Below are 24162 nucleotides of genomic sequence, written 5' to 3'. Positions count from 1 at the left end.
AGCAACAAGCTGAAATTGAGTAATTCCTCCCGCTGGTCGTCTGCCGCTTCACCAGCACTGCGGCACTTTTCAGGTAGCGCCTTGAGTGCCTGTTCCAGTTCCCGTTGCGACCTCGGCATCCAGTCTTTGCCCCGCAGTCGCCGCAGCATTTCTAGCGCTTCTTCACGGGTTTGACCGGTATTTTGCTGGTGCCGTTGCCAGAAGTCCTCCCACCAGCCGGGGGGTTCCTGCTTGTTGCCCGTGTATTCCGTGGGTCGGCCGGTGTCGCCATCAATGACGAGGCTGCCCACATAATCAGCATTGCGATAGACCTTGGCAATTTGATCGTTGATGTGGCGCATATCCTCGGCAGCAACAACCCCATTATCGGTGGCTTTGTAGAATTGCACCGTTACGCGGATTGGGAAGCGGGGATCTCGCTCAATGGGCAAGTTATCAATCTCAGTGAAGGGGCCTTCCACCTTGCCATAGCTAATCACTGCGGCCTCCACATTGGAGCGACCAGCGCTGGGTGCTGCTTCCATCACGGATGGCATTGGCATGGAGAAAAAGGGCATGGGCGATCGCGGGCGGGGGGCTTGCTTCAGGGGCACTTGGATTAACATGACCATATTCATCCCTGCTGCTTCCGCTTGGGCAGAGGTCATTTCGCCACTGCCGGTGCTTACCCCAAAATCACTGGCGCGTTGTCCCACGAGGCTCGCCCGTTCACCATTCTTGTTGAAAAACAATCGCTGCCCCCACGTTTGCCCCGCTTCAAAGGCATCCCGCTTGTTGTCAATGACGGTGGCACTGGTGCCTTGGCGGGTGACGAGAATCGCTAAAACCGCCGGATTTTTTTCGTAGCTCTGGTAGTTAAAGAGGACAGGATTAAAGGTAGCTTCCCCTTGGGGTGGAATCGGCAAGAAGCAGGCTTGGGCACTCACCAGCACATGGCTATCGCGATCGGCCAAAAGGGAGTGACGGTTGCCTGCCCAAGAGCGGGGGTTGTGGAGATAGTTGCGAAAGTTACCAAGAAATTCCCTAAGGTTCACCCGTTGCAGGGGTCTCCCCTTTTCATTTCCGACAAGGATAAAGAAGCGCTCAAGGGGAATATCCGCCGTGCGATCGCTAAAGTTGGGAAAGCGAATCACCGGCATCAGGCTCAGTTCATAGCCCTTTGTCCGTGGATTGTACTGCTGGACTTGAATCGTCATGTCACTAATATTGGGTCCCACAGCAGAGTTGTGGTAGCGCGCCGTGTCTTCCCACGTGATGTCAAGAATATTCAAACCATACTGCTGAGCCAGTCGCTGCGCCTCCGCGTTGTGGATCAGGCTGCGGGTGCGCTCAATAACTTGGCGATAGCGATCGTAGTCAGCCACAGAAACAGGCGGTGGGAGGTCTGGCCTAGGGGCTGATTCAATGCCCCAACTGGGTTGACCTTGGGCAGAGGACATAAGGTTTTCTCCTAGGAAAAGCAACTTCCCCGCTAAAAAGGTACCGAGAGCGAGTAAACCAATGAGGCCAAGGGAGAGCTTGAGGGGCAAAGCCATAGAACTGTTCTGAATGCTACTCTCTAGCCTAGTCAAGGAGACTGATAATCCTGCCATGGTTTCACTTTTTGCAACAGGGTTTTAGGATCAAAAAGCATCCTTGCCCGCAAATTGCCTGTGTTATCCGCTGCTGAAATTCGCGATCGCGCCACCCACCTCAAATCAACCCTGCCCCCCCATGTCCGTCTGATTGCCGTGAGCAAGTTTATGCCGGCAGCCGCTATTCGTGCCGCCTATGAAGCCGGCATCCGGGATTTTGGTGAAAGTCGTGTGCAAGAAGCGGCAAAGAAACGCTCTGAATTGGCCGATCTCACGGATATTACTTGGCATTTGATTGGCCATCTACAAACCAATAAAGTACGCCAAGCCTTGCAACTTTTTGACTGGATTCACTCCGTTGACCGCTGGCCATTGGCCGAGCGCATGAATAGTGTTCTTACGGAAACCGGCCTCCCCAGTCCCCACTGCCTATTGCAGGTGAAGCTGCGCCCCGATCCACAAAAGTATGGCTGGGAAAAATCAGAACTCGAAGCCGCTTTGCCCCAACTCGATGCCCTCTCCCATCTGCGCTGCTATGGCCTGATGACGATTCTGCCCTTGGGGTTGTCCCCCTCAGAACAATTGCAGGTGTTTCAGGAATTGCGGGCTTGGGGTGAGACGCTCAGGACAAAACCGTGGCGGCAGCTTTGGTGGCAGGAGTATTCCATGGGCATGACCCAAGACTATCTCCTTGCGGTGCAGGCCGGAGCAACCATGGTGCGCATTGGCACGGCTATTTTTGGCGATCGCCAATCAACGCTAGAAACTTACCACGACTAAACTGTTAGTCAACCCTTGGGCGGGGGGTGGTTCGGGAATCATATTCAGTCGTAGAAAGGGGAGGCTGCCCGGCGACCACAGTTCAATGCTGTCACAGCGCTGATCGTAGTACTGAGGATCAGTTGTGCCCCGTACAAACTGGAACAGGGCAGAGGCGAGGTAGGCTGCATCTTTGCGGCCAAGGCCGATTTCGACCCAAAATAACCTGCATACATCCCATTGTCACAGTAGGGCGAATCCATCACCACCGCATCCATACTGGCATCGCCAAATCGCCAAGATGAGATAAACCATCAATTTCTTCTAGGACATCGCTTGAACTCTCCCTATAACCATGTCTTGCGCTTAAAGAGCAACACCACCCTGTTGGGGCGGACATTGGGCTGCAAACCTGTCACATATTTCTCGTTGCCAAAATTGGGATGCACTGTTTCATCCTCGACAAAAGAATCCACTAGCTCCCACCCCTGCTTACCCAGCTTTTCCACTTCACTCTCTAACTTAATCAGGGAAACTTCTTTTGCAGAAAATTTTGAGTACACCTCTGAAGAAACTTCTGTTGCTCTTACAGATACCATCTTGTACTCCCACTTGTCATTGGGGAAAAGCCCCCTTAGCAGCAGCATTAGGACGATCGCAAGGGCTGACGCCGCAGTAATGGTTTGATTATAAAACTGAAACCGCTGCCCAAATTCCGAAAGACCCGTTTGCAGTTTTTCTTGAATAACCGCTTGGGAGGGTGGGGAGGATAGCGGTTCGGCATATTCCCATTCAGGGGTGCCGCCGGTTTTTCGCCCATAAAATTTTACAAAGTTGATCCGTCCCAAGGGTTGCCGATTTAGGATGTCCACGACTTGATCCGCTAGGGCAGTAAAGTCCACCGTTTTGTCCTTAGGACGATTGAAAATCACCGTCAATTGAGAACCCGTCTGTGAAACTTCAACCGTCACGGCTTCGCTGGCGATCGCCCCTTGGATCTCTTGTTTGATGGTCTCAAGATTCGTTTTCATCACTGCCAAGTCCAGAGACACAACATCTTTCCTTAAGTCTTATCCACTCGAGAAGGCTGCAATATGCACCTCCCTCTGTGCAGCTCAAGCCAAAAGCTACACTAAAAGAGCGACGCCGCAGGAACTGAGCCACAAACCGCAAGATGACTAGACCTACCATTCTCCAGCCTGGACAGTCCTACACCTTTCGACAATACTTTGAGATGCCCTACGAGCCAGAGGATATTCTGGCAGAATTTGGCTACACCCTTCAGCGGTCTATTCTCACGCCACCTCAATCCACTGCCCCCCTCGATCGCCTTGAGGACTTGAAAGCACGTATTCAAGAAAGCCTCCCCTACATTAGCCTGACCAGTGAAGCTGCTCGCCGTGAACTGCTCATTGCGCCTATCTTGCTAGATGTTGTGCACTACACCCATGCCCAACTGCGCATCGAGTATCCCCTCACCGTTAGTGACCGGCTTAAAGGCTCCCTCGACTACTACCTTTACTCTGTGGGCAAGCTGCTGGTGGTTGAAGCCAAAAATGCTGACCTTGCCAGAGGCTTTACCCAACTGGCCGTTGAACTGATTGCCCTTGATCAATGGATAGAGAGTCCACAGTCCATCCTGCAGGGGGCAGTTTCCACAGGGGATATTTGGCAATTTGGCCTGCTGCACCGCGAGCAAAAGCAAATTCAACAAGGCCTAACCCTGTACCGTGTGCCCGACGATCTAGAGAATTTGATGCGAATTCTTGTTAAAATTTTGGAGCCATTTTCTGTTTAGAGTGTTTAGAGCTTATCTGACGAAAAACGCAGTCTCGACTTAAGATGAACCTAATAGAGGAATGAGCGATCGCATGCGCTTAACACCGGAACAAGTGACCGCCATTCGCTCCATTGTCAGGGAATTAGCGGGGAAAAAACCACTGTTCGCCTCTTTGGTTCTTGGGTCTATGATGACCTGCGGGGCAGCAATGTTGATCTCCTCGTGGAACTGCCTTATTCCAGCGTGACTTTCAATTGCAATTTGGTTAATTGGCATGAGGGGGCGATCGCAATCTGGTAAGCTAAAGAATGCTTTCTAAAACCGTAAAACACCGCCTATGGCTGCATCCACTAGTTTTGATCTCGATACTCTCAACCAACGCTTTGAGGGGGCGCATCCCCGCGAAATTCTAGCGTGGGCAGTGGTGGAAATTCCCCAAGGACTGGTGCAGACCAGTGCCTTCAATGTGGATGACATGGTGATTACAGATCTGCTCTACCGTGATCTGCGCCCCCATCCGCCGGTGCCCGTTCTCTTTTTGGATACGCTGCACCACTTTCCAGAAACCCTTGAATTTGTGCAGCAGGCCAAGGAAAAATACGCTCTGGATTTGCGCACCTACAAAACCCCCGATGTGGACAGCCGCGAGGCCTTTGCTGCTCGCTATGGTGATAAACTGTGGGAAACCAATGTCGAGCAATTTCACCATCTCACCAAAATTGAACCCCTGCAACGGGGTCTAGCAGAACTCAACACTGTGGCTTGGATTACGGGGCGGCGTCGCGATCAGGCCGTCACCCGTGCCAATATGCCTTACGTGGAATTGGATAAACAGGGACGGCTAAAAATTAATCCCCTTGCTGCTTGGACGCGCAAGCAAACTTGGGCCTACGTGATGGAGCACGGCGTCATTTACAATCCGCTCCACGATCGCGGCTATGCCAGCATTGGCGATGAACCCCTCACTACCCCCGTGGCTGAAGGGGAAGATGAACGCGCCGGGCGCTGGCGTGGCATGGGCAAAACCGAGTGCGGGATTCACATTTGAGCCAATGTACTTTCAGGACGTTATTGCCACACTGCACCAATTTTGGTCGGCTCAAGGATGCCTGATTGCTCAGCCCTACGACGTGGAAAAAGGCGCCGGTACCAAAAGCCCCCATACCTTTTTGCGTGCCCTCGGCCCTGAACCTTGGGCAGTGGCCTATGTTGAACCCTGTCGGCGACCGGCCGATGGCCGCTATGGCGAAAACCCCAACCGCTACCAGTACTACTACCAGTACCAAGTGCTGATTAAGCCTTCTCCGAATAATATCCAAGACATCTATTTGGAGTCACTGCGCGCCCTCGGCATTCGCCCCCAAGAGCATGACATTCGCTTTGTTGAGGATAACTGGGAAGATGCTGCCGTTGGCGCGTGGGGGGTGGGCTGGGAGGTCTGGCTCGATGGCATGGAGGTGACGCAGTTTACCTATTTTCAGCAGTGCGGGGGTTTGGATTGTCGGCCGGTGTCCATTGAGATTACCTACGGCTTGGAGCGCCTGACAATGTATCTTCAAGAGGTGGACGCGATCGCCAGTATTCGCTGGAACGCTACCCTAACCTATGGCGATGTCCATCTTCAAGGGGAGATTGAGCAATCCACGTACAACTTTGAGGCCGCTGACCCGGAACGATTGTTCGCTCTCTTTAGTCTCTACCAACAGGAGGCGGAGCAGCTTCTAGAAAAGCAGTTGGTCTTGCCCAGCTTGGACTACGTGCTCAAGTGTTCCCACACCTTTAACCTGCTGGATGCCCGTGGCGTGATTTCGGTGGCAGAGCGCACCCGCTATATTAGTCGCATTCGCGGCTTAGCACGGCGCGTTGCCCAGGCCTATGTCCAGCAACGGGAAGGGCTGGGATTTCCCCTGCTGAAGGCGCCAGCGCCGATCGCCTCCTAAGTCACGATTAATCAAGATCACAAGATCAACAGAGGAAAACAAATGGGACGGCAGTGGCCCCTGTGGGGAGTGACTGTTTTGTGGGTTGCGACAACAGCGATGGCAGCAGATGTGCCGCGCTTTCTCAGTCCCAGTAAGTTTTGGGGGCAGTTGGTCTATCAGGTCAAACCGCTGAAGCTTGAAAAAGTGGTGGCCCTGACGTTTGATGATGGCCCTTGGGGAGCTTCAACTCGCCGAGTTCTACAAATTCTCAAGGAAGAGGAGGTCAAGGCCACGTTTTTTGTCCTGGGCAAGCACGCTCTGATGTATCCCGATGTCATGGCCGACATTGTCAAGGCAGGTCATGCTGTGGGCAACCACAGTTGGAGCCATCCTTATAAGCCCGTTTCCGCGGCGGTGGCCAAACAGGAAATCGAAAACGCCTCCGCCCTGATTGCCAAGCAAAGCCAAGCGCAAACACGCCTCTTTCGCCCACCGGGAGGGCATTTAGGAACCGGACTGGTGGATTATGCCAAGTCAAAAAACTATGCCATCATCCTGTGGTCGGTGGATACCCACGACACTCGACCCAATACGACAGCAGCAGAGATTGTTGAGCGCACCCTCAAGGAAGTCAAACCGGGCAGTATTATTTTGCTCCACGACGGCGGGGGCGATCGCGCCACGACTCGCAAAGCTCTCCCCACTCTGATTCGTCGCCTGCGGCAAAAGGGCTATCGCTTTGTTACGATTTCTGAACTGCTGCAACTGGCGGTCAAAGCACCCCCACCGAAGCCCGAACCGACACCAACACCCACGCCTGAACCAATCCCTCAACCTACAATCACTCCGACGCCGACACCAACCCTTGAACCAACACCCACCCCAGAACCCAGTTTAAGCCCAGTTCCCCTACCCACCCCAGAGAGCCTGCCCAGTTCTAAGTTGATGCCTACCCTTACCGGTCGTGTCCCCCATAAACCGCAATTAGACCCACCCCGTACGCTCCCTAACTAAGGGTCTAGGGGAAATTCGGTAATCTGTGGCGTCGAGGTGCCGTTGAGAGTTTCTCCCAGTTGATGGAGGGGTTCATAGACGGGTTCCAAACTGGCTTGGGTATGAGCGATCGCCCGCAGTAGTTGAGCCGTGAGGTATTCCAAGGGGTGGGGAGGGGGCGGTTGGCGACGCCGATACTTGGGGGTGGGCACAAACTCACTGGCCACAGCCTGAAGTTGATAGGCCAATGCTTTCACCTTGGCAAGGTACGTCAAGGTTTCCTCAAGGTGGTGGCTAATTTGCTGGTGTTGGGCTTGCAGTTGTTGCCACTGTTCGGGGGCGATCGCCACCGGTTTGAGATCGAGGGGGGTCAAATCCTGAAAAAGTGCTTCTATATTCAGCGTTTCATTACTCACAAGTCCCTCCAACAAGGCCGTGTCAAATAACTCCTCGAGCACCTCAGGAGACACGGCTGCCCACTCACTGGGGGAAGAAAATGCAGGATCAGGCGCTGTCATGGGCATTTACCAAGTCGCATTGGGCGGGATTGCAGAGCACGAAAAGGGGCTATTACCCTGTTAACCTTATAACGGTTTTGTTTGGTGAACGCGGTTGTGACCTCCTCTTCCTTACCGATTGTTTTGGGTGTAACGGGTGCGTCTGGCCTGATTTACGCAGTGCGTGCCATTAAATTTCTATTACAAGCGGACTATCCTATTCAATTAGTGGCATCAAAAGCAGTGCATCAGGTGTGGCAGGCAGAATATGGCCTCACCCTGCCAATCCAGCCCGACAAGCAGGAACGGTTTTGGCGCGAACAGGCGCAAGTCTGGGAGGGGTCACTCACCTGTCATCGGCCAACGGATGTGGCGGCGGCGATCGCCAGCGGTTCCTTTCGCACCTTGGGCATGGTGATTCTCCCCTGTAGCATGAGCACCGTTGCCAAGTTGGCCGCAGGCTTGAGTTCGGATCTGCTAGAACGGGTGGCGGATGTCCACCTCAAGGAGCACCGTCCCTTGGTGCTGGTGCCTCGCGAAACGCCCTTTAGTCTCATTCATCTGCAAAACCTGACGCAGTTGGCCATGGCAGGGGCACGCATTGTTCCCGCTATTCCTGCTTGGTATCACCGACCCCAGACCATTGAGGACTTGGTGGATTTTGTGATCGCCCGTGCCTTTGATCAGTTAGGGTTGGATTGTGTGCCTCTGCAACGCTGGCAAGGACCCCTTTCCTAATGCGCGCTTGGATTTATCTGGGGGCGATCGCCCTGCTGACTACGCTGGTTGTCCAAAATTGGCAGCCGGTCGTTTCCCTGCGCTTTTTGGGACAGCAAACCCCACCGCTTCCCCTTGCCGCTTGGATTGTGGTGTCAGCCTTCGCAGGCATGGTGGCAGGGCAGTGTTTACTCTGGCTAACCCCAGAGACCCCAGACCCCCTAGGGCAGTCAAGCCGGCGATCGCAACCCCCTGAACCGGAACCGGATGCCTCGATGCGTCCCCCGGAGGAGCCAGAGATTGACACCGGCGATGTCGAGGATTGGTTTAGCGAGCCAGAGCCGGCTCCCCGCGAACCTGAGATGCAAGACCGACCCCGCACGACCTACTCGTACCAATATCGCCCTTCCCGCAAAGCCACCGCTAAACCGCCGCCCCCGCCCCCTGATCAGGTGGTGGATGCCGAATACCGCATTCTGACGCCACCGCCCCCTCAAGACACCCCCCCAGCGGAGGAAGAAGACTGGCACATTCCCCTATGATCGAAGGCGTTGCTATTGGAGAAAGACGGTGAAGGTTGCAGTGGTGGGTGCCACAGGTCGCACGGGTCAACGAATTGTCAGTGTCCTTCAATCCTCTGAGCATCAGGCGATCGCGATCGTGCGCAATCCTGCAAAGGCCAAAGGACTTTGGCCGACCATCGAGATTCGCACTGCCGATGTCACCCAACCGCAGAGCCTGCCCCCGGCCTTAAGGGATTGTGACGCCGTGATCTGTGCTACGGGAGCTGCCCCCAGCCTCAACCCCTTGGAACCCCTAAGTGTGGATTATCTAGGCACCAAGAATCTGGTGGAGGCCGCCAAAGCCGCCCCTGTGCAGCAGTTTATTCTCGTCTCGTCGCTGTGTGTCTCGCAGTTTTTCCATCCCCTAAATCTTTTTTGGCTGATTTTGTATTGGAAGCAGCAGGCAGAACGTTATCTCCAACAAAGCGGTTTAACTTACACGATTGTGCGGCCAGGGGGTCTGAAGGACACCGATGAGGGTGGCTTTCCCACCATTGCTCCGGCAGATACCCTCTTTGAGGGGAGTATCCCGCGATCGCGGGTAGCGGAAATCTGTGTGGCGGCTTTGGGGGAGCCGAGTGCCTACAACAAAATCTTTGAGGTCGTGAACCGCCCCGATCAGACCCCTGTCGCCTATCCAGAGTTATTCCGCGCAGTGGCAGCAGTATGAGGAAACAGGAGTGCGGTTTTCCCGTTGGTTGCTGGCGATCGCTCTAGTTGGGGGCATTGGTTATTCTTTTTGGGGAGCGCGTTCGAGCGCTCTATGGTGGTACTGGTACCACCGCCAATCTGCCCACGTTGCCCCCTTAGTGATGCAGGGAGGGGATCCCTATGTGCGGGCACTGATGCGCACCATTTCTGCCAGTGAGGCCAATGACGCCAATCCCTACACGCTGCTCTACGGTGGCGAGCACGTGCAAGACCTCAGCCGGCATCCCGATCGCTGTGTTCCCATTCACCGAGGCCCCAACCAGCACCTCTGTACCACCGCCGCCGGCCGCTATCAATTTCTCACCACCACTTGGCAGGAGAAAGCTGCCCGCTATCATCCCCAACCGCCAAGCTGGTTCTGGCAGGACTATAGTTTTGCCCCAGAGCATCAAGATCAGGTGGTCTATCGCTGGCTGACGGATCCTGCCGCTTGGAATGCTGATATTCCGCAACTGCTGCGAGAAGGTCGAGTACAGGAAGTGTTTGCCCTTCTGTCGGAGACTTGGACCAGTCTGGGCTACGGCATTGAAAGCAACCGGATCACACCCCACCTCGAAGAGATCTACCGGCAGCTGTTGGCTCAAGAATTAGCCGCACCACAGACAGCTAGGAGCAAGGTGTCCCGCTGATTAATTTTCTCTGCCGACGGATCTATTCAAATCGGCAAACATCTGATTCTTGCGTTAGATCCCTCGGAGTCGCTCTGGGAGAGGGTTTGAGTATTTTTAGTCACCTTGTAGAAAATAATTTGCCCCCCCTTTCAAGGGATCCCTCGGAACAGGGGGTTGCAATCCGCTCAGGGAGAGGCCATATTAAAGATGCTCTTGCTTCCCTTCGGGGAAGCTGATTAAATGGAAACGAACTCAGGACTGAATCCAAGGGTTGCGATACCCGTTCCCTTCGGGGAAGCTTATTAATTAAACGGAAACTCTTCAAGGCCAAGCTGTTAGGGCGTTAAGCTGATTTCATGCGTGGGAAAAGGGCTGCACCCTTCCCGAACAGATTAAAATCTAAGGAAGCCCTTAGTGCAAATTGGCTGGCCTTGGTGGGTGTCTATGTCGTTTCTTGAGTATCTCCATGCAGAACCCCGGCGTGTCATTGTCTTTGATGGGGCAATGGGCACGAACCTTCAGGCGCAAAACCTGACGGCGGAGGACTTTGGCGGCAAGGAGTACGAAGGCTGCAATGAATATCTGGTGATCAGCAAGCCAGAGGCGGTGGCCAAGGTGCATCGCGATTTTTTGGCCGCGGGGGCGGATGTCATTGAAACCAATACCTTTGGCTCTTCCTCGATTGTTCTCGGTGAGTACAATTTGGGCGATCGCGCCTACGAAATCAGTAAGAAAGCTGCCGAACTGGCCAAATCCGTAGCCGCCGAATTTAGCACCCCCGAAAAACCCCGCTTTGTTGCCGGCTCGATGGGACCGGGCACCAAACTGCCCACCCTTGGCCACATTGACTACGACACCCTTTACAACGCCTTTCGCGAACAGGCCGCCGGTCTTTTTGATGGGGGGGTTGATTTATTTATTATTGAAACCTGCCAAGACGTGCTGCAAATCAAAGCGGCGCTCAATGGGGTGATGGCCGTCTTTCAAGAGCGCGGAGAACGCCGCCCCCTCATGGTCTCGGTGACCATGGAGCAGCAGGGCACCATGCTGGTTGGCTCGGAAATCGGTGCGGCCCTCACCATTCTGGAACCCTATCCCATTGACATTTTGGGTCTCAACTGTGCCACCGGCCCCGACCTGATGACAGAGCATATCCGCTACCTCTCGCAGCATTCCCCCTTTGTCATCTCCTGTATTCCCAACGCCGGTTTGCCGGAGAATATCGGGGGTCACGCCCACTACAGATTGACACCGATGGAATTGCGGCTTGCCCTCACCCGCTTTGTGGAGGATTTTGGCGTGCAGGTGATTGGCGGCTGCTGTGGCACTCGCCCGGATCATATTGCCGCCCTTGCTGAGATTGCCGCCACCCTCACTCCTAAACCCCGAACCCCCCAACGCATTCCTGCGGCAGCTTCGATCTACAGCCCTCAGCCCTATGACCAAGAGAGTTCCTTCCTGATTATTGGGGAGCGGCTCAACGCCAGTGGCTCGAAAAAATGCCGTGAGCTGCTCAATGCCGAAGACTGGGATGGCCTTGTTGCCCTTGCCCGTGCCCAAGTGCGTGAAGGTGCCCACATCCTCGATGTCAACGTGGACTATGTGGGACGGGATGGGGTGCGCGATATGCACGAGTTGGTATCGCGCTTGGTTACCAATATCACCCTGCCCTTGATGCTTGATTCCACCGAATGGCAAAAGATGGAGGCAGGGCTAAAGGTGGCCGGCGGCAAGTGCCTGCTCAACTCCACCAACTTTGAGGATGGCGAACCGCGCTTTTATAAGGTTTTGGAACTGGCCAAAACCTACGGTGCCGGTGTGGTCATTGGCACCATTGACGAAGAGGGGATGGCGCGAACCGCCGAGAAAAAGTTTGCCATTGCCGAGCGTGCCTATAAAGCCGCCCTTGACTACGGGATTCCCCCCTACGAGATTTTCTTTGATCCTTTAGCCCTGCCCATTTCTACGGGCATTGAGGAGGACCGGGTCAACGGACGTGAAACCATTGCCGCCATCCGCCGCATTCGCGCTGAACTTCCCGGCTGTCATATTTTGCTGGGGGTCTCCAATATCTCCTTTGGGTTAAACCCGGCGGCACGCCAAGTCCTCAACTCCATGTTTCTCCACGAGGCGATACAAGCCGGCATGGATGCTGCCATCGTCAGTGCCGCCAAAATTTTACCCTTGGCCAAAATTGACCCACTGCATCAGCAGGTGTGCCGCGATCTTATCTACGATCGGCGGCGATTTGAGGGGGAGGTATGTGTCTATGACCCCCTTGCCGAACTGACACGGCTTTTTGAGGGTCAAACCACTCAACAGGAGCGCTCGCAGGTGGAAAACCTGCCCATTGAGGAGCGGCTGAAGCGCCACATTATTGATGGCGATCGCCTTGGTCTCGAGGACACCCTTGCCAAAGCCCTTGAACAGTATGACCCCCTTGAAATCATCAATAGGTTTTTGCTTGAGGGCATGAAGGTGGTGGGCGAACTCTTTGGCACCGGGCAGATGCAACTCCCCTTTGTCCTGCAATCGGCAGAGACGATGAAGGCCGCCGTTGCCTACCTTGAACCCTTTATGGAAAAATCCGCCACAGGGGACACGGCCAAGGGCACTGTTGTCATTGCCACCGTGAAGGGGGATGTCCACGATATTGGCAAAAACTTGGTGGATATTATCCTCACCAACAACGGCTATCGGGTGATTAACTTGGGGATTAAGCAGCCCGTTGAAAATATCATCCAGGCCTACGAGGAGCATCAGGCAGACTGCATTGCCATGAGTGGCCTCTTGGTGAAATCCACTGCCTTTATGAAGGAAAACTTGGAGGTCTTTAACGAGCGGGGCATTACCGTTCCCGTGATTTTGGGGGGAGCTGCCCTGACCCCCAAGTTTGTCTATGAGGATTGTCAGTCCACCTACCACGGTCAAGTGATCTACGGCAAGGATGCCTTTACCGATTTGCATTTTATGGATCGGCTCATGAGTGCCAAGGCCGGCGGCCAGTGGGACGATCGCCGTGGGTTTTTGGATGGAACACCGCTCTCTGCCCTAGCGGAAGAAACGCCGCCGGCGATCGCCCCCGACTCCCCGCCGGTGCCAGAACCGGAGACGCCGGCAGAGGTGGATACCCGCCGCTCTGAAGCGGTTGCCGTGGAGATTCCCCGCCCCGCTCCCCCCTTCTGGGGCATCTGTCACCTCAAGGCAGATCAGATTCCCCTAGCCGAGGTTTTTGCCTACCTTGATCTGCAAGCCCTAATTGTCGGCCAGTGGCAGTTTCGCAAACCCAAGGATCAAGACCGCGCCACCTACGAGGCCTTCCTTGCCGAGAAGGTCTATCCGATCCTTGAGGAATGGAAACAGCGCATTCTTGCCGAAAACCTACTCCATCCTGAGCTGATCTATGGCTACTTCCCCTGCCAAAGTGAGGGCAACACCGTCTATATCTACGACCCCCAACGGGTAGGGGATAAAAGTGCCTGTGTTCCCGAGCAGGCGATCGCCCGCTTTACCTTTCCGCGCCAAAAGAGGGGTCGCCGTCTGTGCATTGCCGACTTCTTTGCTCCGGTGGAATCCGGCATCATTGATGTCTTCCCGATGCAGGCCGTCACCGTCGGCGAAATTGCCACCCAGGTGGCTCAGGAGCTATTTGCGGCCAATCAGTACAGTGACTATCTCTACTTCCACGGCATGGCAGTGCAAACGGCCGAGGCCCTTGCAGAGTGGTGCCATGCCCGCATTCGCCGCGAATTGGGATGTGCTCCCGATCCGGAGTCCGTTCGCGATATTTTGGCCCAGCGCTACCAAGGCTCCCGCTATAGCTTTGGCTATCCCGCCTGTCCCAATATCCAAGACCAATATACGCAACTGCGACTTCTCCAGAGCGATCGCATGGGCATGTACATGGACGAGAGCGAACAACTCTACCCTGAACAATCCACCACAGCCATCATTTGCTACCATCCCACCGCCAAGTATTTCAGCGTCTAGGCCTTACTTTTCCTTATACTTCAATGAGCGTGGGCGCCGTAACTGCGCATCTCCACCACCGGATCGCGCTCCCGGCGAGGACTGATAGGCAGGCACCCAATAATCCATTGACAACCTGTGCAACAACGTGTTGAGGATTCATAGGGGACGATCAGGATTCTCCAAAAATTTTCAAAAAGCTCACGAACGATGGATAGGTATTGAGCCGGCACGAAGCCATGACATTGTTTCTGGGGGTGGCCGCAAGTTGCTCTTCGGGGAATCTATGATTGTAACACTAGGGGCAATTGATTGCCGAGGAGCGATCGCCCCAATGATACACTGCAAACAATCCAGAGTGTCGGAGATGCCCGCGGTGACGCGCCCGAAAATTATTGTCCTAGATGATGACCCCACCGGCTCGCAAACGGTGCACAGTTGCCTGCTGTTAACCCGCTGGGATGTGGATACCCTCTGTCAGGGTCTCACCGATGCTGTGCCCATTTTCTTTATCCTCACCAATACCCGTGCTCTGCCTCCGGAGAGCGCCGCGGAGGTCACCCGCACCGTCTGTCGCCATTTGCAGGAAGCGATCGCCCGCACGGGAACAACCGATTACCTTGTGGTTAGCCGTTCTGACTCTACCCTGCGCGGCCACTACCCCCTTGAAACCGACGTGATTGCCGCCGAACTCGGCCCCTTTGATGCCCATTTTCTGGTGCCTGCTTTTCTGGAGGGGGGACGCATTACCCGCGATAGCCGGCACTACCTCCTCGTTGAAAGTCGGCTCGTGCCCGTCCATGAAACCGAGTTTGCCCGCGATTCCGTCTTTGGCTACCACCACAGCTACTTGCCCGACTATGTGGCCGAAAAGACTCAAGGACGCATCCCCGCAATCGCCGTTGAGCGTTTTCTCCTTGCCGATGTTCGCAATCCTCAGACCCTGCTCAGCCGCCTGAGCCGGTTAAGCGGTAATGTCTGTGGGGTGGTGGATGCCGAAACCCAAGACGATCTCAACCAATTTGCAGCGGCCGTGCTTCAGCTGGCCAGCCAAGGAAAACGCTTTTTGTTCCGCAGTGCCGCGAGTTTACTGACTGCCCTCGCCCAACTGCCCCCCCAACCCACCCCACCGGAGGCCATGGCCACCTATTGCCGCCCCGGTCGCTATGGTGTGGTTTTAGTGGGTTCCCACGTGCGCAACACCACCGAACAACTGACTGCTCTGCTGGAGGAACCCAGTGTATTTGCCATTGAAGTGCCGGTGGCGCGATTGCAGGACAGTGCAGGGGCTGAACCTGAGATCATCGGCGAGGTATTGGCGGCGGTGGAGCAGGCGATCGCCGGTGAGAAAACCCCCGTCATCTTCACCAGTCGTGAGGAATTGACCTTCGCGGAGGCAACCACACGGTTGGCCTTTGGCCAGCGAGTCTCCGACGTGTTGATGGCGATTGTCCGGCAATTGCCCGCCGATTTACGCTACCTGATTAGCAAAGGGGGCATCACCTCCAATGATGTGCTGAGCAAGGGCTTAAACCTAGCCGGCGTGCGCCTTTTGGGGCAAGTGATTCCCGGCTGCTCCGTTGTGCGTACAGGCGCCGACCATCCCCGTTTTCCAGAGCTGCCGGTGGTGCTGTTCCCCGGCAATGTCGGCGATCGCGAGGCCTTGCGTACAGTCTATCATCGCTTTCAGGGTAGGGGCACAGCAGTTTAGGAATTATTACTCACTCGCTTGAATCTCGCCGAGTTCAAGGTTTAGAATGCAGTTGTAACAATAATAAACAATTTTTAATCTTTCCCGATAAGTGAATGAGTTTAGTCAACACAGTTGGGGCGAGATCAACATGGCGCTGGCTTCTGCCCATCTTGGTACTACTGGTGGTGGGCAGCGGTTGGGGCTTTTCTCTTCTGTTGCCCCTGTGGGATCCCTACATCCAAGCCGTACGGTCAGCGGTGGGCGATCCCAGTCGCGGCGAGCAAATTTTTATCCTCAACTGCGCTGGCTGTCATGGCAGTGATGGCAAGGGGGAAGTGGGTCCTAGCCTTGTGCAGATTAGTCACCGCCGATCGCAAGCGCAACTGATTCAGCAAATTATCAGCGGCAATACCCCTCCCATGCCCAAGTTTCAAGCTCAACCCCAAGACATGGCCGACCTATTAAGCTACTTAAAGACACTCTAAAACTTTTGACAAAAGCGCTACAAATCGAGACGGTATATTAGTAGATCTTGTTATCAGAACTACCCAGATGGATGATCCTGTGGCGCAGATGGAAGAAGCCTTTGCGGTGGGCGATCGCGTTCGCCTTGTGGAACTGCCCCCTTACGTGAAAACAGCAGAACCAATGCCAATGTTGCGTCCCGCCAGTATTCTCACCCTTGGTGAAGAAGGCGTCATCCTAGGGCAGCAACCGGGGAACTACTGGGTCGTGCGTCTAGAGCGGGGTGCCTTTTTGCTGGAAGCCAAGTATCTCAAGCGGGTTTAAGATGGCGCCGCTTTTGTCCCTGTGCATGATTGTCAAAAACGAAGCCCATCAATTACGCCGCTGCTTGCAGTCGGTACGGCTCTGGGTAGATGAAATTGTTGTGGTGGACACAGGTTCTACGGATGGGACGATTGCCATTGCCCGTGAATTTACCCCCCATGTCTATTCCGTGGTTTGGCAAGCGGATTTTGCTGCTGCCCGCAATGCTTCCCTTGCCTATGCCACCGGCCAGTGGATCTTTTACATTGATGCCGATGAAGAGCTGGTGGTTACAGACCCCCACTGGCGAGATCAATTGACGGCTGAGGGAGCTGGTGCCATCAATCAGTGGAGTCTGCTGCGCCGTGAACAGGCAGGCGATCGCAACTGGAGTGACTTTTGGAATGTCCGCTTGGGTCGCCGCTTTGCCGATCTTCACTTTGTCGGTGCCCTCCACGAACAACTCTCCTATCGGGATCGAGCGGCAGTCGTAGGTGAATTGCGGGGGGTTTACCTCATTCACCATAATCAGCCAAGCCAAGAGGAATTTCTAGCAAAAATGCGCGATCGCAACATTCCCATCCTTGAAAAAATGGTGCAGCAGGGCGATCGCCGACTCTCGAATTTGGTATGCCTTGCCGATCACTATGCCGCCTGTGGCGATCGCGATCGCGCCCACGCCTGGTATGAACAAGCCCTTGAGCAGATTGCCCCCGCCGTTGAACAGGGAATTTTGCCAAGGGAGACTGCTTGGCTGCGGCATCTCCTGTTTTGGGTCAGCTACCGCGCCTTTGAAACCAAGGACTACGAAACCGCTCAATCCTACCTCAGCTATGGCCTACGCTTCTTCGATCGCTATCCACCCCTGCTCTACGTGGCGGGATTACTCATCTTTGAATTGGGCTTGCATCGGGGGGCGTTGCCCTACTTTCACCGCTGTTTAGATCTCTTTGAGCAGGGCACCTACGATCGCGCCGAACCCTTTGATCGCCAGTGGATGACCACTCAGCCTGCCTACAGTCTTGGCTATACCTACATGACCCTTCAGGAGCGCGATCGCGCCATCGCCTATTTTCAAAAGACCCTTGAATTTAACCCTGACTATCCCCCGGCGCAGATGTACCTGCAACAATTACAAGGGAGTTGACAGTTTGTTAGGATGAAAACACGAAGTCACTTGCCTCAAGCCAATGGTACTGCTGGGACAGTCCGCTGCGGAACTGAAAGCGTGGGTCGAAGCCCAAGGGCAACCTAGCTACCGGGGGCAGCAGCTCCATCAGTGGCTCTATCAAAAGGGGGCGCGATCGCTCCAAGAGATTACGGTGTTTCCCAAGCGGTGGCGGGAGGCGCTTGCCGAGGTGGAGATTGGCCGCTCCCAAATTCGCCATCGCCATGACGCCCAAGATGGCACTGTGAAGCTCCTTTTGGCCTTGGCCGATGGAGAAACCATTGAAACCGTAGGCATTCCCAGTGACGATCGCCTGACGGTATGTGTGTCTTCCCAAGTGGGCTGTCCGATGGCCTGCGATTTTTGTGCCACCGGCAAAGGGGGCTATCGCCGCAACCTGGCCGCCCATGAAATCATCGATCAGGTGCTGACCATCCAAAGTGAAATGGAGCGCCGCGTTAGCCATGTGGTGTTTATGGGCATGGGTGAACCCCTGCTGAACCTCAAAGCCGTCCTCCAAGCGGTTACCTGCCTCAACCGCGATATTGGCATTGGACAGCGACACATCACCATTTCCACGGTGGGCATTCCCCGCCAAATTCGGAAACTGGCACAGTACCAATTGCAAACCACCCTTGCCGTCAGTCTCCATGCCCCCAACCAAGCTCTCCGAGAGCGGCTCATTCCTGCTGCCAAGCACTATCCCCTTAGCCAGTTGATTGCCGATTGTCGAGCCTATGTGCAGCAAACGGGGCGCCGCATCACTTTTGAATATACGGTTCTGGCCGAAGTTAACGATCGCCCCCAGCACGCCGAGGAACTGGCGCAGCTCTTGCGGGGCTTCCAAAGCCATGTGAACTTGATTCCCTACAATCCCATTTCTGAGGCAGCGTATCAACGTCCCACTGAGCAGCGTCTGCGCCAATTTCTCAGCCAACTGCAAGCTCTAGGGGTCACTGCGAGTATCCGGCGATCGCGGGGTCTAGATCGTCAAGCCGCCTGTGGTCAACTGCGTCAAGCCCAACTCAGTGTCTGAACATTTTTTGCTACCAACTCACTGTCTAAACATTTTTTGCTATCATAATTTGCTAGTTCGTGTCATTCCTATCACATTTTGAATGAAGCCAGAGCTTTGGTTCGTTGCTCCCATTAGCGCGATCGCCCTCGGTGGGATTGCCACACTGATTCAACCTCAACAACCCTTAGCAACCCTCTTAGGAAGTGGCATCGGTGCCCTTGCCGGTGCACCCCTCATTGAAAGGAACCAACGCCGTAGCGATCGCCTTCTTCAGGAGATTAACACCTTCCTTACGTCCTCTCCGAAAACCGCAGAACTTAAGGAGCTTCTCCTACGAGAACTCCAGCAACAAGGCCGTCAACTCACCGACCTTGAACAGAAACTGCACCAAGCGCTTCCTGATGCCCTGCGTCCCATTCACAATGAGATCGTCCAAACCCTGCAAACCTTGAGGAACAATCTACAGGAACCCTCCCCGCTAATTGCCCAGCAACTGGAGCCACTGCTTGAAACCCTTCACGCCCAAAGTGCCGCTCTGCAAACCATTCAAACTCTACTTCAAAGACCCCAACCACCGGCAGCTACCCCAAAAACCGCCGTCCTCTACGACATTGAGAACTTAGTCTTTAAGCAAGGGGAGCGACTGAACCCCACCAAAGTGAATGAGCTTGTTTCCCTAGACAAGATTCTTGAAACAATTCAGGGAACTGTTGATCTGGGGGAAATCGCCATCAAGCGTGCCTATGGAAACTGGCAAAACCAAATTCTCCAAGCCCTCAATGCCCAATTGGAGCAGGCTCAAATCGAGCGGGTACCGGTCTATGGTCGCAATCACAATCAGCGTAATGCAGCAGATATTCAAATTGCCGTTGATGCCATTGACCTAGTTTACCAGTACCCTGACATCAATACCTTTGTGCTCATTTCCGGCGATGGTGGCTTTGGCTCCATTGCCCTGCGCTTGCGGGACTACGGCAAAACTGTGATTGGCTGTGCCTATCGTAACGCTGCCAGTGACGGCTTTCAGCGGGTTTGCCACCAATTCGTATTCCTTGAGAATCCCTTCATTGATTCCGCCGCCACCACCAATGGTAGAAACAGCACCACGCCTCGTCAATCCAATGGAGAAAGTCCCACAACACCCTCCTCATCTCGACATCTGCCTATTGAACCGCTAAATTATGAATCAATTCCTCCATCAGCAATTTGCGAAGAGGAAACCAAAAAACTATTGGAGCTATTCTCCTACTACACTAGCGATCCAACAAAACGTAAGGAATTAGCTAGGGGAATCGTCTTCAATACTGTATTTCAAGAAATCAAATCTGTGGCACCCCAATTGGATCCGCTGCGCTTCGGCTTTTTCAAGCCCTCTGAATTAGTAGCCTACTTAACTGAGCAACATCAGTTACAAATTGGCGTTGCTGTGAATAGTCAATTGGGTAGAACGATTCTCTGCTGGCGAAATAACCTACCGCAAGGTTACACCCTCCGCACCTCCAGTCCCCAAACCATTCACACAGTTGCAATTTACCGTGGTATCTTTGCCGATGAAGTGGCGGCAGATTTTTTACTGACTCAGGTGGGAGAGTGGTTAATTGCCCATCGCCCGTGCAATGCCCCTTTTAAGGCAATAATCAACATTATTCTTGAGCAAGCTCACAGACGACAACACCGCATTGGTCAGGAAGGAATCAAGCGGGCGATCGCCAACTATGTCAAAGCGGGCATCTTAACCCGCACCTCCCGTAATAGAGTTGATAGTCTTACCCTTGACCCTAACATCAATGACTTTTCTACGCTGGTCACTAAGCTGCAAACCCGCTTTCGCGAGGCGGTGGAAGATCGTCTGAGCAAGATTGGTGAGACTCTCAATGAGGAGGTCTTTGCTCAAGCCGTTCCCCTTCAACCCTTGAGACTCCTGACGCCGAGGACAGAGAATACGCCAGAATTCGGCTCCTAGGACGCATTGGACGCACTGGGTGGTTCAATATGACTCGGCAGCTCTAAGCAGTAGCCAGCGCCATAAACCGTTTTGATATAGCGGGGGTTTCGCGGATCTGGTTCCAGCTTTGTCCGCAGATGACGAACATGGACGCGGATCGTTTCAATATCATCATCGGGATCGTAGCCCCAGACCTCCTTGAGGATTTCACTGGGGGAAACGGTTTGGCCGTGGCGTTGCAGCAGACAGTGCAGCAGTTCAAATTCGAGGCGCGTGAGCTTAATGATTTTGCCAAACCAAGAGACCTCAAATCGTTCGGGTATCAGCGTCAACGGGCCATAGCTGAGGATTTCTCGGTGTCCTGCTGTGGCAGGAATGCGATCGGCTCGCCGCAAAAGAGCGCGTACCCGTGCCAGCATTTCCTCCAATTCAAAGGGCTTGGTGAGATAATCATCGGCACCGGCATTAAACCCCTCCACCTTGTTGTGGGTTTGGCTCAGAGCTGTCAACATCAAAATCGGAATATCTTGAGTACGCGGATCGCGCCGCAGGCGTTGGCAAATGGTGAAGCCATCCACTTGGGGCAACATGAGGTCAAGGAGAATCAGATCGGGAGAGAGTTGCACGGCGAGGGCTTGCCCTTGCATTCCATCTAAGGACTTTGTGACCTCGTAGCCCGCCATTTGCAGGTTAATTGCCAAAACGTCAGCGATCGCAGGATCATCATCAATGATTAAGATGCGGGGCTTCATAAGATGGACGGTACTCAATCCTCACGGGCGGCGAACTACCACTTCTGAGAGAATTATAAACATCGCTGCAAAAACCTTAAGAGTTTGTTGAGTTTCTTTAGATTTTCTCAATATTTGACGCCAATCTACGGATACAGACCTTTTCTAAAGATATATCCAGCAGATAAAACCTTGGCCTACATCAGCCTGTACGGTGTTGAGCGTGCTCAATCTATGGGATACTTAACGATAAACGATCTAGAATTGTCCTAGACCACTTTCTAATCAGCACTTGTCGCAGTCTGAAACCCAGTTCTAGGCTGGCATCGCGCAAAGCCGCCTAAGCTGGAAGTAAGCTCATGCCGCAACTTTTATGCGGTGTTCAGCGGATTTTCCACAAACCTAGGCTATACTTTGGGAATGCAACTTTTGGGCAGAAACGATTATCCTGTCCTCGTTTTGCGAACTGTTCACTCCTGTGATGCTGTGGTTTGGATCGAATATGCTGGCTCCCATTCTTGTGGCACAAGCCGCTCTAGCAACTCCACCTCAACATTCATCCACCGTTGTACAGGAATACTCGCCTCGCTCGAATGTTGTTGTTCAATCCAATGCTGTACCCATCAACGTACCGCCCCCTGAAGTCCCTTCCCCACCGGCTGCAACAGCCTACGTCACACCCACCAATTTCGCCTATTTTCCCCAAGACATTCGGCCGCTTCCCGGCCAATTGGACGATGTGCCGGTCTTTAACAGCAATAGTCCAGAGATGGTGCGCTCTGAGGGGATTCTCCTTTCCACATTTCCACCCCAAGGAAAATGGCAACCGGCGGCTCACCTCAACTATCCCCTAGAGGGGCGCTTTGATGTCTTTGCCCACCACATTACCCAATCCAATCGAGCCGTGAGTACGCCAACCCTCTATTTGGGGCTGCTGGCCTATAACCCAACGGATCGCTATATCACGGTCAGGTTTCATCAAGCCGCTAGTTTCTTAAGTACCCCGGATGCCCCCTTCCGCAATTTACCCGCCATGCTCGATAACCCTACGGGCTTTGTCTTTTCAGGGCCTGGGAGTCGAGTCACGAACCAAGTGCTGCGGGGAGTACGCCAGACTTTCTTTCCTTCCCAAGTGACCATTCCGCCTCGCGAAGCGCGAATGCTGGCTAATCTGCCATTACCCTTGCCCACGCAATTTCCCAATGCGGTACTCAATCGTGTCCGCGCAGAGTTTATGCTAAATGCTGATGGTATCGTCGGCTCCAATTTGCCCTTAATTCCAGATACAAATCCTTTTGGTGAGGTCTCCTCCTCCAATGGCCGCTCAACCCTGATGTATTTAGAAAGCAATGGCCCAATTTATCTGGCACAAATGTCAATGTTTGCCCGCATGAATGAGCAGGGTACCGAGCGGGCACCCACCCTAGAGGAATGGTGGGCAATGCTCCATCGCGGTCAATTGGTTACCCCCCGCGACATTCCACCCACTCCCCCCAATAGTGGCCAGTTTGGTCGCTTCTTCTATGGTCGTGTGGCGGGTGTGAGTCAAGGGTCTCAATGGCAAGCGACCCTCACGGATGGCCAAGGGGCTACCCTTCATATTCCAGCTCCAGGGCGAGCCATTTCCTATGGCATTAGTACCCTCCACCGAGGTACCCTTGGCACCGGTCAAATTCAAAGTGCCCCCATGTTGGTACGTTATCCAGACACTGCCTACTACGCCCATGGCAATTACGGTGTCCACTATAGTTTGACCTTACCTTTGGTTAACAATACGCGCCAGTTTCAGTCGGTGGTTCTAACGCTACAAACCCCTGTCAAGCAAGATCACCGCAGTGTCATCCTCCAATTTCTGGAACCCCCTGCCCCCCAAGTCTTTTTCCGAGGAACGGTGCGGGTTCGCTTTACGGATGATTTAGGACAGATGCGAGAGCGTTATGTCCATTTGGTGCAGCGGCGCGGTCAGCGGGGAGAACCGCTAGTGACATTAAATATGCGTCCACGTGAAAAACGGGATGTCACCGTGGATTTACTCTACCCGCCCGATGCGACCCCACCCCAAGTGTTGACGGTGGCAACATTGCTTGGTCCTAGCTATGAGAACACCACCCAAGTGCCAGCCGCTCCCAATTCTCTGTCCCTCACCCCCGTAACCGCACCCTAGGAGTAACCACGGTGGGCGATCGCGTAGGGTGTCCAGCGGACAATCGTCTTGTCCTGATTGGGGATGTCCACGGCCATTATGAAGGCGTGTGCCGCCTACTGGATCTCGTCTCACCAAGGGGGGGCGATCGCCTCTACTTTCTCGGCGACCTTGTGGATCGAGGGCCGAGTAGCGCCTCCGTTGTGGAGTTAGTGCGTCAGTGTGATTATGGTGCTGTGCGCGGCAACCACGAAGACATGATGCTCCTCACCTTCGAGGGCAAACAAATCAATCCAGCACGGCTTTTTGTTTGGTGCAATAGTGGCGGCGATGAAACCCTTGCCAGCTACACTTCTACTGATTTGCTTTGGGAACACCTTGACTGGCTGCACACAGTTCCCTTCTATCAAGATTTGGGGGATGTGTTTGTTGTGCATGCGGGTCTTGATCCCTGTCTGCCCCTAGAACAGCAAGGCAGCCAAGAGTGTTGCTGGATTCGCGAACAGTTTTTAGGCCACCCCAAGCCCTACCTGAAAAGTGCCGCAGTGCTGGTGAAGCGGCAGACGACCAGCGGGAGGAATTACTCAATTTCAGCTTGTT

At 54.1% G+C, this 24162-nt stretch carries 22 protein-coding genes; 18 read left to right on the top strand and 4 right to left on the bottom strand.

The window, feature by feature from the left end; all coding sequences use genetic code 11:
- Nucleotides 1-1592 (bottom strand): hypothetical protein (locus ACK4IR_RS11590; protein WP_409874508.1); only part of this gene is annotated, 1592 nt, incomplete at its 3' end.
- Nucleotides 1593-1652: 60 nt separating this feature from the next.
- On the opposite strand from ACK4IR_RS11590, the gene ACK4IR_RS11585 reads away from it, so the two are divergent.
- Nucleotides 1653-2354 (top strand): YggS family pyridoxal phosphate-dependent enzyme, encoded by a 702-nt coding sequence (locus ACK4IR_RS11585; protein WP_409874507.1) that lies wholly within the window; start codon nucleotides 1653-1655, stop codon nucleotides 2352-2354.
- A gap of 326 nt (nucleotides 2355-2680) precedes the next feature.
- Here ACK4IR_RS11585 and ACK4IR_RS11580 read toward each other — a convergent pair whose 3' ends face one another.
- Complete coding sequence (locus ACK4IR_RS11580; RefSeq protein ID WP_409874506.1) at nucleotides 2681-3385, bottom strand: DUF4177 domain-containing protein; 705 nt, start codon at nucleotides 3383-3385, stop codon at nucleotides 2681-2683.
- A 122-nt stretch (nucleotides 3386-3507) separates the two neighbouring features.
- Here ACK4IR_RS11580 and ACK4IR_RS11575 point away from each other — a divergent pair, with 122 nt between their 5' ends.
- The 4 genes from ACK4IR_RS11575 (at nucleotide 3508) to ACK4IR_RS11560 (ending at nucleotide 7049) form a co-directional block, all read left to right on the top strand.
- Nucleotides 3508-4131, top strand: coding sequence for a hypothetical protein (locus ACK4IR_RS11575; RefSeq protein ID WP_409874505.1), 624 nt, complete (start codon nucleotides 3508-3510; stop codon nucleotides 4129-4131).
- A 319-nt stretch (nucleotides 4132-4450) separates the two neighbouring features.
- Nucleotides 4451-5161 (top strand): phosphoadenosine phosphosulfate reductase, encoded by a 711-nt coding sequence (gene cysH / locus ACK4IR_RS11570; RefSeq protein ID WP_409874504.1) that lies wholly within the window; start codon nucleotides 4451-4453, stop codon nucleotides 5159-5161.
- A gap of 4 nt (nucleotides 5162-5165) precedes the next feature.
- On the top strand, nucleotides 5166-6053 hold the full coding sequence (gene glyQ, locus ACK4IR_RS11565) for a glycine--tRNA ligase subunit alpha (protein WP_409874503.1): 888 nt from the start codon (nucleotides 5166-5168) through the stop codon (nucleotides 6051-6053).
- 42 nt (nucleotides 6054-6095) lie between these two features.
- On the top strand, nucleotides 6096-7049 hold the full coding sequence (locus ACK4IR_RS11560) for a polysaccharide deacetylase family protein (RefSeq protein ID WP_409874502.1): 954 nt from the start codon (nucleotides 6096-6098) through the stop codon (nucleotides 7047-7049).
- Here the strand turns inward: ACK4IR_RS11560 and ACK4IR_RS11555 are convergent.
- Nucleotides 7046-7546 carry a hypothetical protein gene (locus ACK4IR_RS11555; protein ID WP_409874501.1) on the bottom strand — a complete coding sequence of 167 codons (501 nt, stop codon included), beginning with the start codon at nucleotides 7544-7546 and terminating at the stop codon, nucleotides 7046-7048. The two genes, ACK4IR_RS11560 and ACK4IR_RS11555, sit on opposite strands and share 4 nt — an antisense overlap.
- 96 nt (nucleotides 7547-7642) lie before the next feature.
- Between ACK4IR_RS11555 and ACK4IR_RS11550 the strand changes: the two genes are divergently transcribed.
- From ACK4IR_RS11550 to ACK4IR_RS11500, 11 genes are all read left to right on the top strand, one after another.
- The gene (locus ACK4IR_RS11550; protein WP_409874500.1) at nucleotides 7643-8263 is read left to right on the top strand and encodes a flavin prenyltransferase UbiX; all 621 of its coding nucleotides are present in this window, start codon (nucleotides 7643-7645) and stop codon (nucleotides 8261-8263) included.
- Nucleotides 8263-8784, top strand: coding sequence for a hypothetical protein (locus tag ACK4IR_RS11545; RefSeq protein ID WP_409874499.1), 522 nt, complete (start codon nucleotides 8263-8265; stop codon nucleotides 8782-8784). The genes ACK4IR_RS11550 and ACK4IR_RS11545 overlap by 1 nt, the downstream gene beginning before the upstream one ends.
- A gap of 28 nt (nucleotides 8785-8812) precedes the next feature.
- On the top strand, nucleotides 8813-9475 hold the full coding sequence (locus tag ACK4IR_RS11540) for an SDR family oxidoreductase (RefSeq protein ID WP_409874498.1): 663 nt from the start codon (nucleotides 8813-8815) through the stop codon (nucleotides 9473-9475).
- A gap of 10 nt (nucleotides 9476-9485) precedes the next feature.
- Nucleotides 9486-10145 (top strand): lysozyme, encoded by a 660-nt coding sequence (locus ACK4IR_RS11535; RefSeq protein WP_409874497.1) that lies wholly within the window; start codon nucleotides 9486-9488, stop codon nucleotides 10143-10145.
- 420 nt (nucleotides 10146-10565) lie between these two features.
- The gene (metH, locus tag ACK4IR_RS11530; RefSeq protein WP_409874511.1) at nucleotides 10566-14117 is read left to right on the top strand and encodes a methionine synthase; all 3552 of its coding nucleotides are present in this window, start codon (nucleotides 10566-10568) and stop codon (nucleotides 14115-14117) included.
- 346 nt (nucleotides 14118-14463) lie between these two features.
- Nucleotides 14464-15807 carry a four-carbon acid sugar kinase family protein gene (locus ACK4IR_RS11525; RefSeq protein ID WP_409874510.1) on the top strand — a complete coding sequence of 448 codons (1344 nt, stop codon included), beginning with the start codon at nucleotides 14464-14466 and terminating at the stop codon, nucleotides 15805-15807.
- A 95-nt stretch (nucleotides 15808-15902) separates the two neighbouring features.
- Nucleotides 15903-16274, top strand: a complete 372-nt coding sequence (locus ACK4IR_RS11520) for a c-type cytochrome (RefSeq protein WP_409874496.1) — start codon at nucleotides 15903-15905, stop codon at nucleotides 16272-16274.
- Nucleotides 16275-16362: 88 nt separating this feature from the next.
- The gene (sipA, locus tag ACK4IR_RS11515) at nucleotides 16363-16578 is read left to right on the top strand and encodes a regulatory protein SipA (protein WP_409874509.1); all 216 of its coding nucleotides are present in this window, start codon (nucleotides 16363-16365) and stop codon (nucleotides 16576-16578) included.
- Between the two features lies 1 nt (nucleotide 16579).
- Nucleotides 16580-17704 (top strand): glycosyltransferase, encoded by a 1125-nt coding sequence (locus ACK4IR_RS11510; RefSeq protein ID WP_409874495.1) that lies wholly within the window; start codon nucleotides 16580-16582, stop codon nucleotides 17702-17704.
- A 43-nt stretch (nucleotides 17705-17747) separates the two neighbouring features.
- Nucleotides 17748-18761, top strand: a complete 1014-nt coding sequence (gene rlmN, locus ACK4IR_RS11505; protein ID WP_409874494.1) for a 23S rRNA (adenine(2503)-C(2))-methyltransferase RlmN — start codon at nucleotides 17748-17750, stop codon at nucleotides 18759-18761.
- A gap of 82 nt (nucleotides 18762-18843) precedes the next feature.
- Entirely contained in the window at nucleotides 18844-20706 is a 1863-nt protein-coding gene (locus tag ACK4IR_RS11500; protein ID WP_409874493.1) for an NYN domain-containing protein, read from the top strand.
- Here ACK4IR_RS11500 and ACK4IR_RS11495 read toward each other — a convergent pair.
- The gene (locus ACK4IR_RS11495; protein ID WP_409874492.1) at nucleotides 20703-21440 is read right to left on the bottom strand and encodes a response regulator transcription factor; all 738 of its coding nucleotides are present in this window, start codon (nucleotides 21438-21440) and stop codon (nucleotides 20703-20705) included. The two genes, ACK4IR_RS11500 and ACK4IR_RS11495, sit on opposite strands and share 4 nt — an antisense overlap.
- A gap of 481 nt (nucleotides 21441-21921) precedes the next feature.
- Between ACK4IR_RS11495 and ACK4IR_RS11490 the strand changes: the two genes are divergently transcribed.
- The gene (locus ACK4IR_RS11490; protein ID WP_409874491.1) at nucleotides 21922-23583 is read left to right on the top strand and encodes a DUF3370 domain-containing protein; all 1662 of its coding nucleotides are present in this window, start codon (nucleotides 21922-21924) and stop codon (nucleotides 23581-23583) included.
- 11 nt (nucleotides 23584-23594) lie between these two features.
- Nucleotides 23595-24162: metallophosphoesterase (locus ACK4IR_RS11485; RefSeq protein WP_409874490.1), on the top strand; the 568-nt coding region annotated here is incomplete at its 3' end.

This window comes from Thermosynechococcus sp. (genome assembly GCF_046299635.1).
Taxonomy (GTDB): Bacteria; Cyanobacteriota; Cyanobacteriia; order Thermosynechococcales; family Thermosynechococcaceae; genus Thermosynechococcus.
The sequence above is the reverse complement of the archived record's forward strand: the minus strand, read 5'-3'. Positions and strand labels throughout refer to the sequence as shown.

Excerpts from the sequence above, each read along its gene's own strand:
- ACK4IR_RS11575 (WP_409874505.1), top strand. The coding sequence starts at position 3,508 with ATGACTAGACCTACCATTCTCCAGCCTGGACAGTCCTACACCTTTCGA.
- cysH (WP_409874504.1), top strand. The coding sequence starts at position 4,451 with ATGGCTGCATCCACTAGTTTTGATCTCGATACTCTCAACCAACGCTTT.
- glyQ (WP_409874503.1), top strand. The coding sequence starts at position 5,166 with ATGTACTTTCAGGACGTTATTGCCACACTGCACCAATTTTGGTCGGCT.
- ACK4IR_RS11560 (WP_409874502.1), top strand. The coding sequence starts at position 6,096 with ATGGGACGGCAGTGGCCCCTGTGGGGAGTGACTGTTTTGTGGGTTGCG.
- ACK4IR_RS11555 (WP_409874501.1), bottom strand. The coding sequence starts at position 7,546 with ATGACAGCGCCTGATCCTGCATTTTCTTCCCCCAGTGAGTGGGCAGCC.
- ACK4IR_RS11545 (WP_409874499.1), top strand. The coding sequence starts at position 8,263 with ATGCGCGCTTGGATTTATCTGGGGGCGATCGCCCTGCTGACTACGCTG.
- ACK4IR_RS11525 (WP_409874510.1), top strand. The coding sequence starts at position 14,464 with ATGCCCGCGGTGACGCGCCCGAAAATTATTGTCCTAGATGATGACCCC.
- ACK4IR_RS11520 (WP_409874496.1), top strand. The coding sequence starts at position 15,903 with ATGAGTTTAGTCAACACAGTTGGGGCGAGATCAACATGGCGCTGGCTT.
- sipA (WP_409874509.1), top strand. The coding sequence starts at position 16,363 with ATGGAAGAAGCCTTTGCGGTGGGCGATCGCGTTCGCCTTGTGGAACTG.
- ACK4IR_RS11510 (WP_409874495.1), top strand. The coding sequence starts at position 16,580 with ATGGCGCCGCTTTTGTCCCTGTGCATGATTGTCAAAAACGAAGCCCAT.
- rlmN (WP_409874494.1), top strand. The coding sequence starts at position 17,748 with ATGGTACTGCTGGGACAGTCCGCTGCGGAACTGAAAGCGTGGGTCGAA.
- ACK4IR_RS11500 (WP_409874493.1), top strand. The coding sequence starts at position 18,844 with ATGAAGCCAGAGCTTTGGTTCGTTGCTCCCATTAGCGCGATCGCCCTC.
- ACK4IR_RS11495 (WP_409874492.1), bottom strand. The coding sequence starts at position 21,440 with ATGAAGCCCCGCATCTTAATCATTGATGATGATCCTGCGATCGCTGAC.
- ACK4IR_RS11490 (WP_409874491.1), top strand. The coding sequence starts at position 21,922 with ATGCTGGCTCCCATTCTTGTGGCACAAGCCGCTCTAGCAACTCCACCT.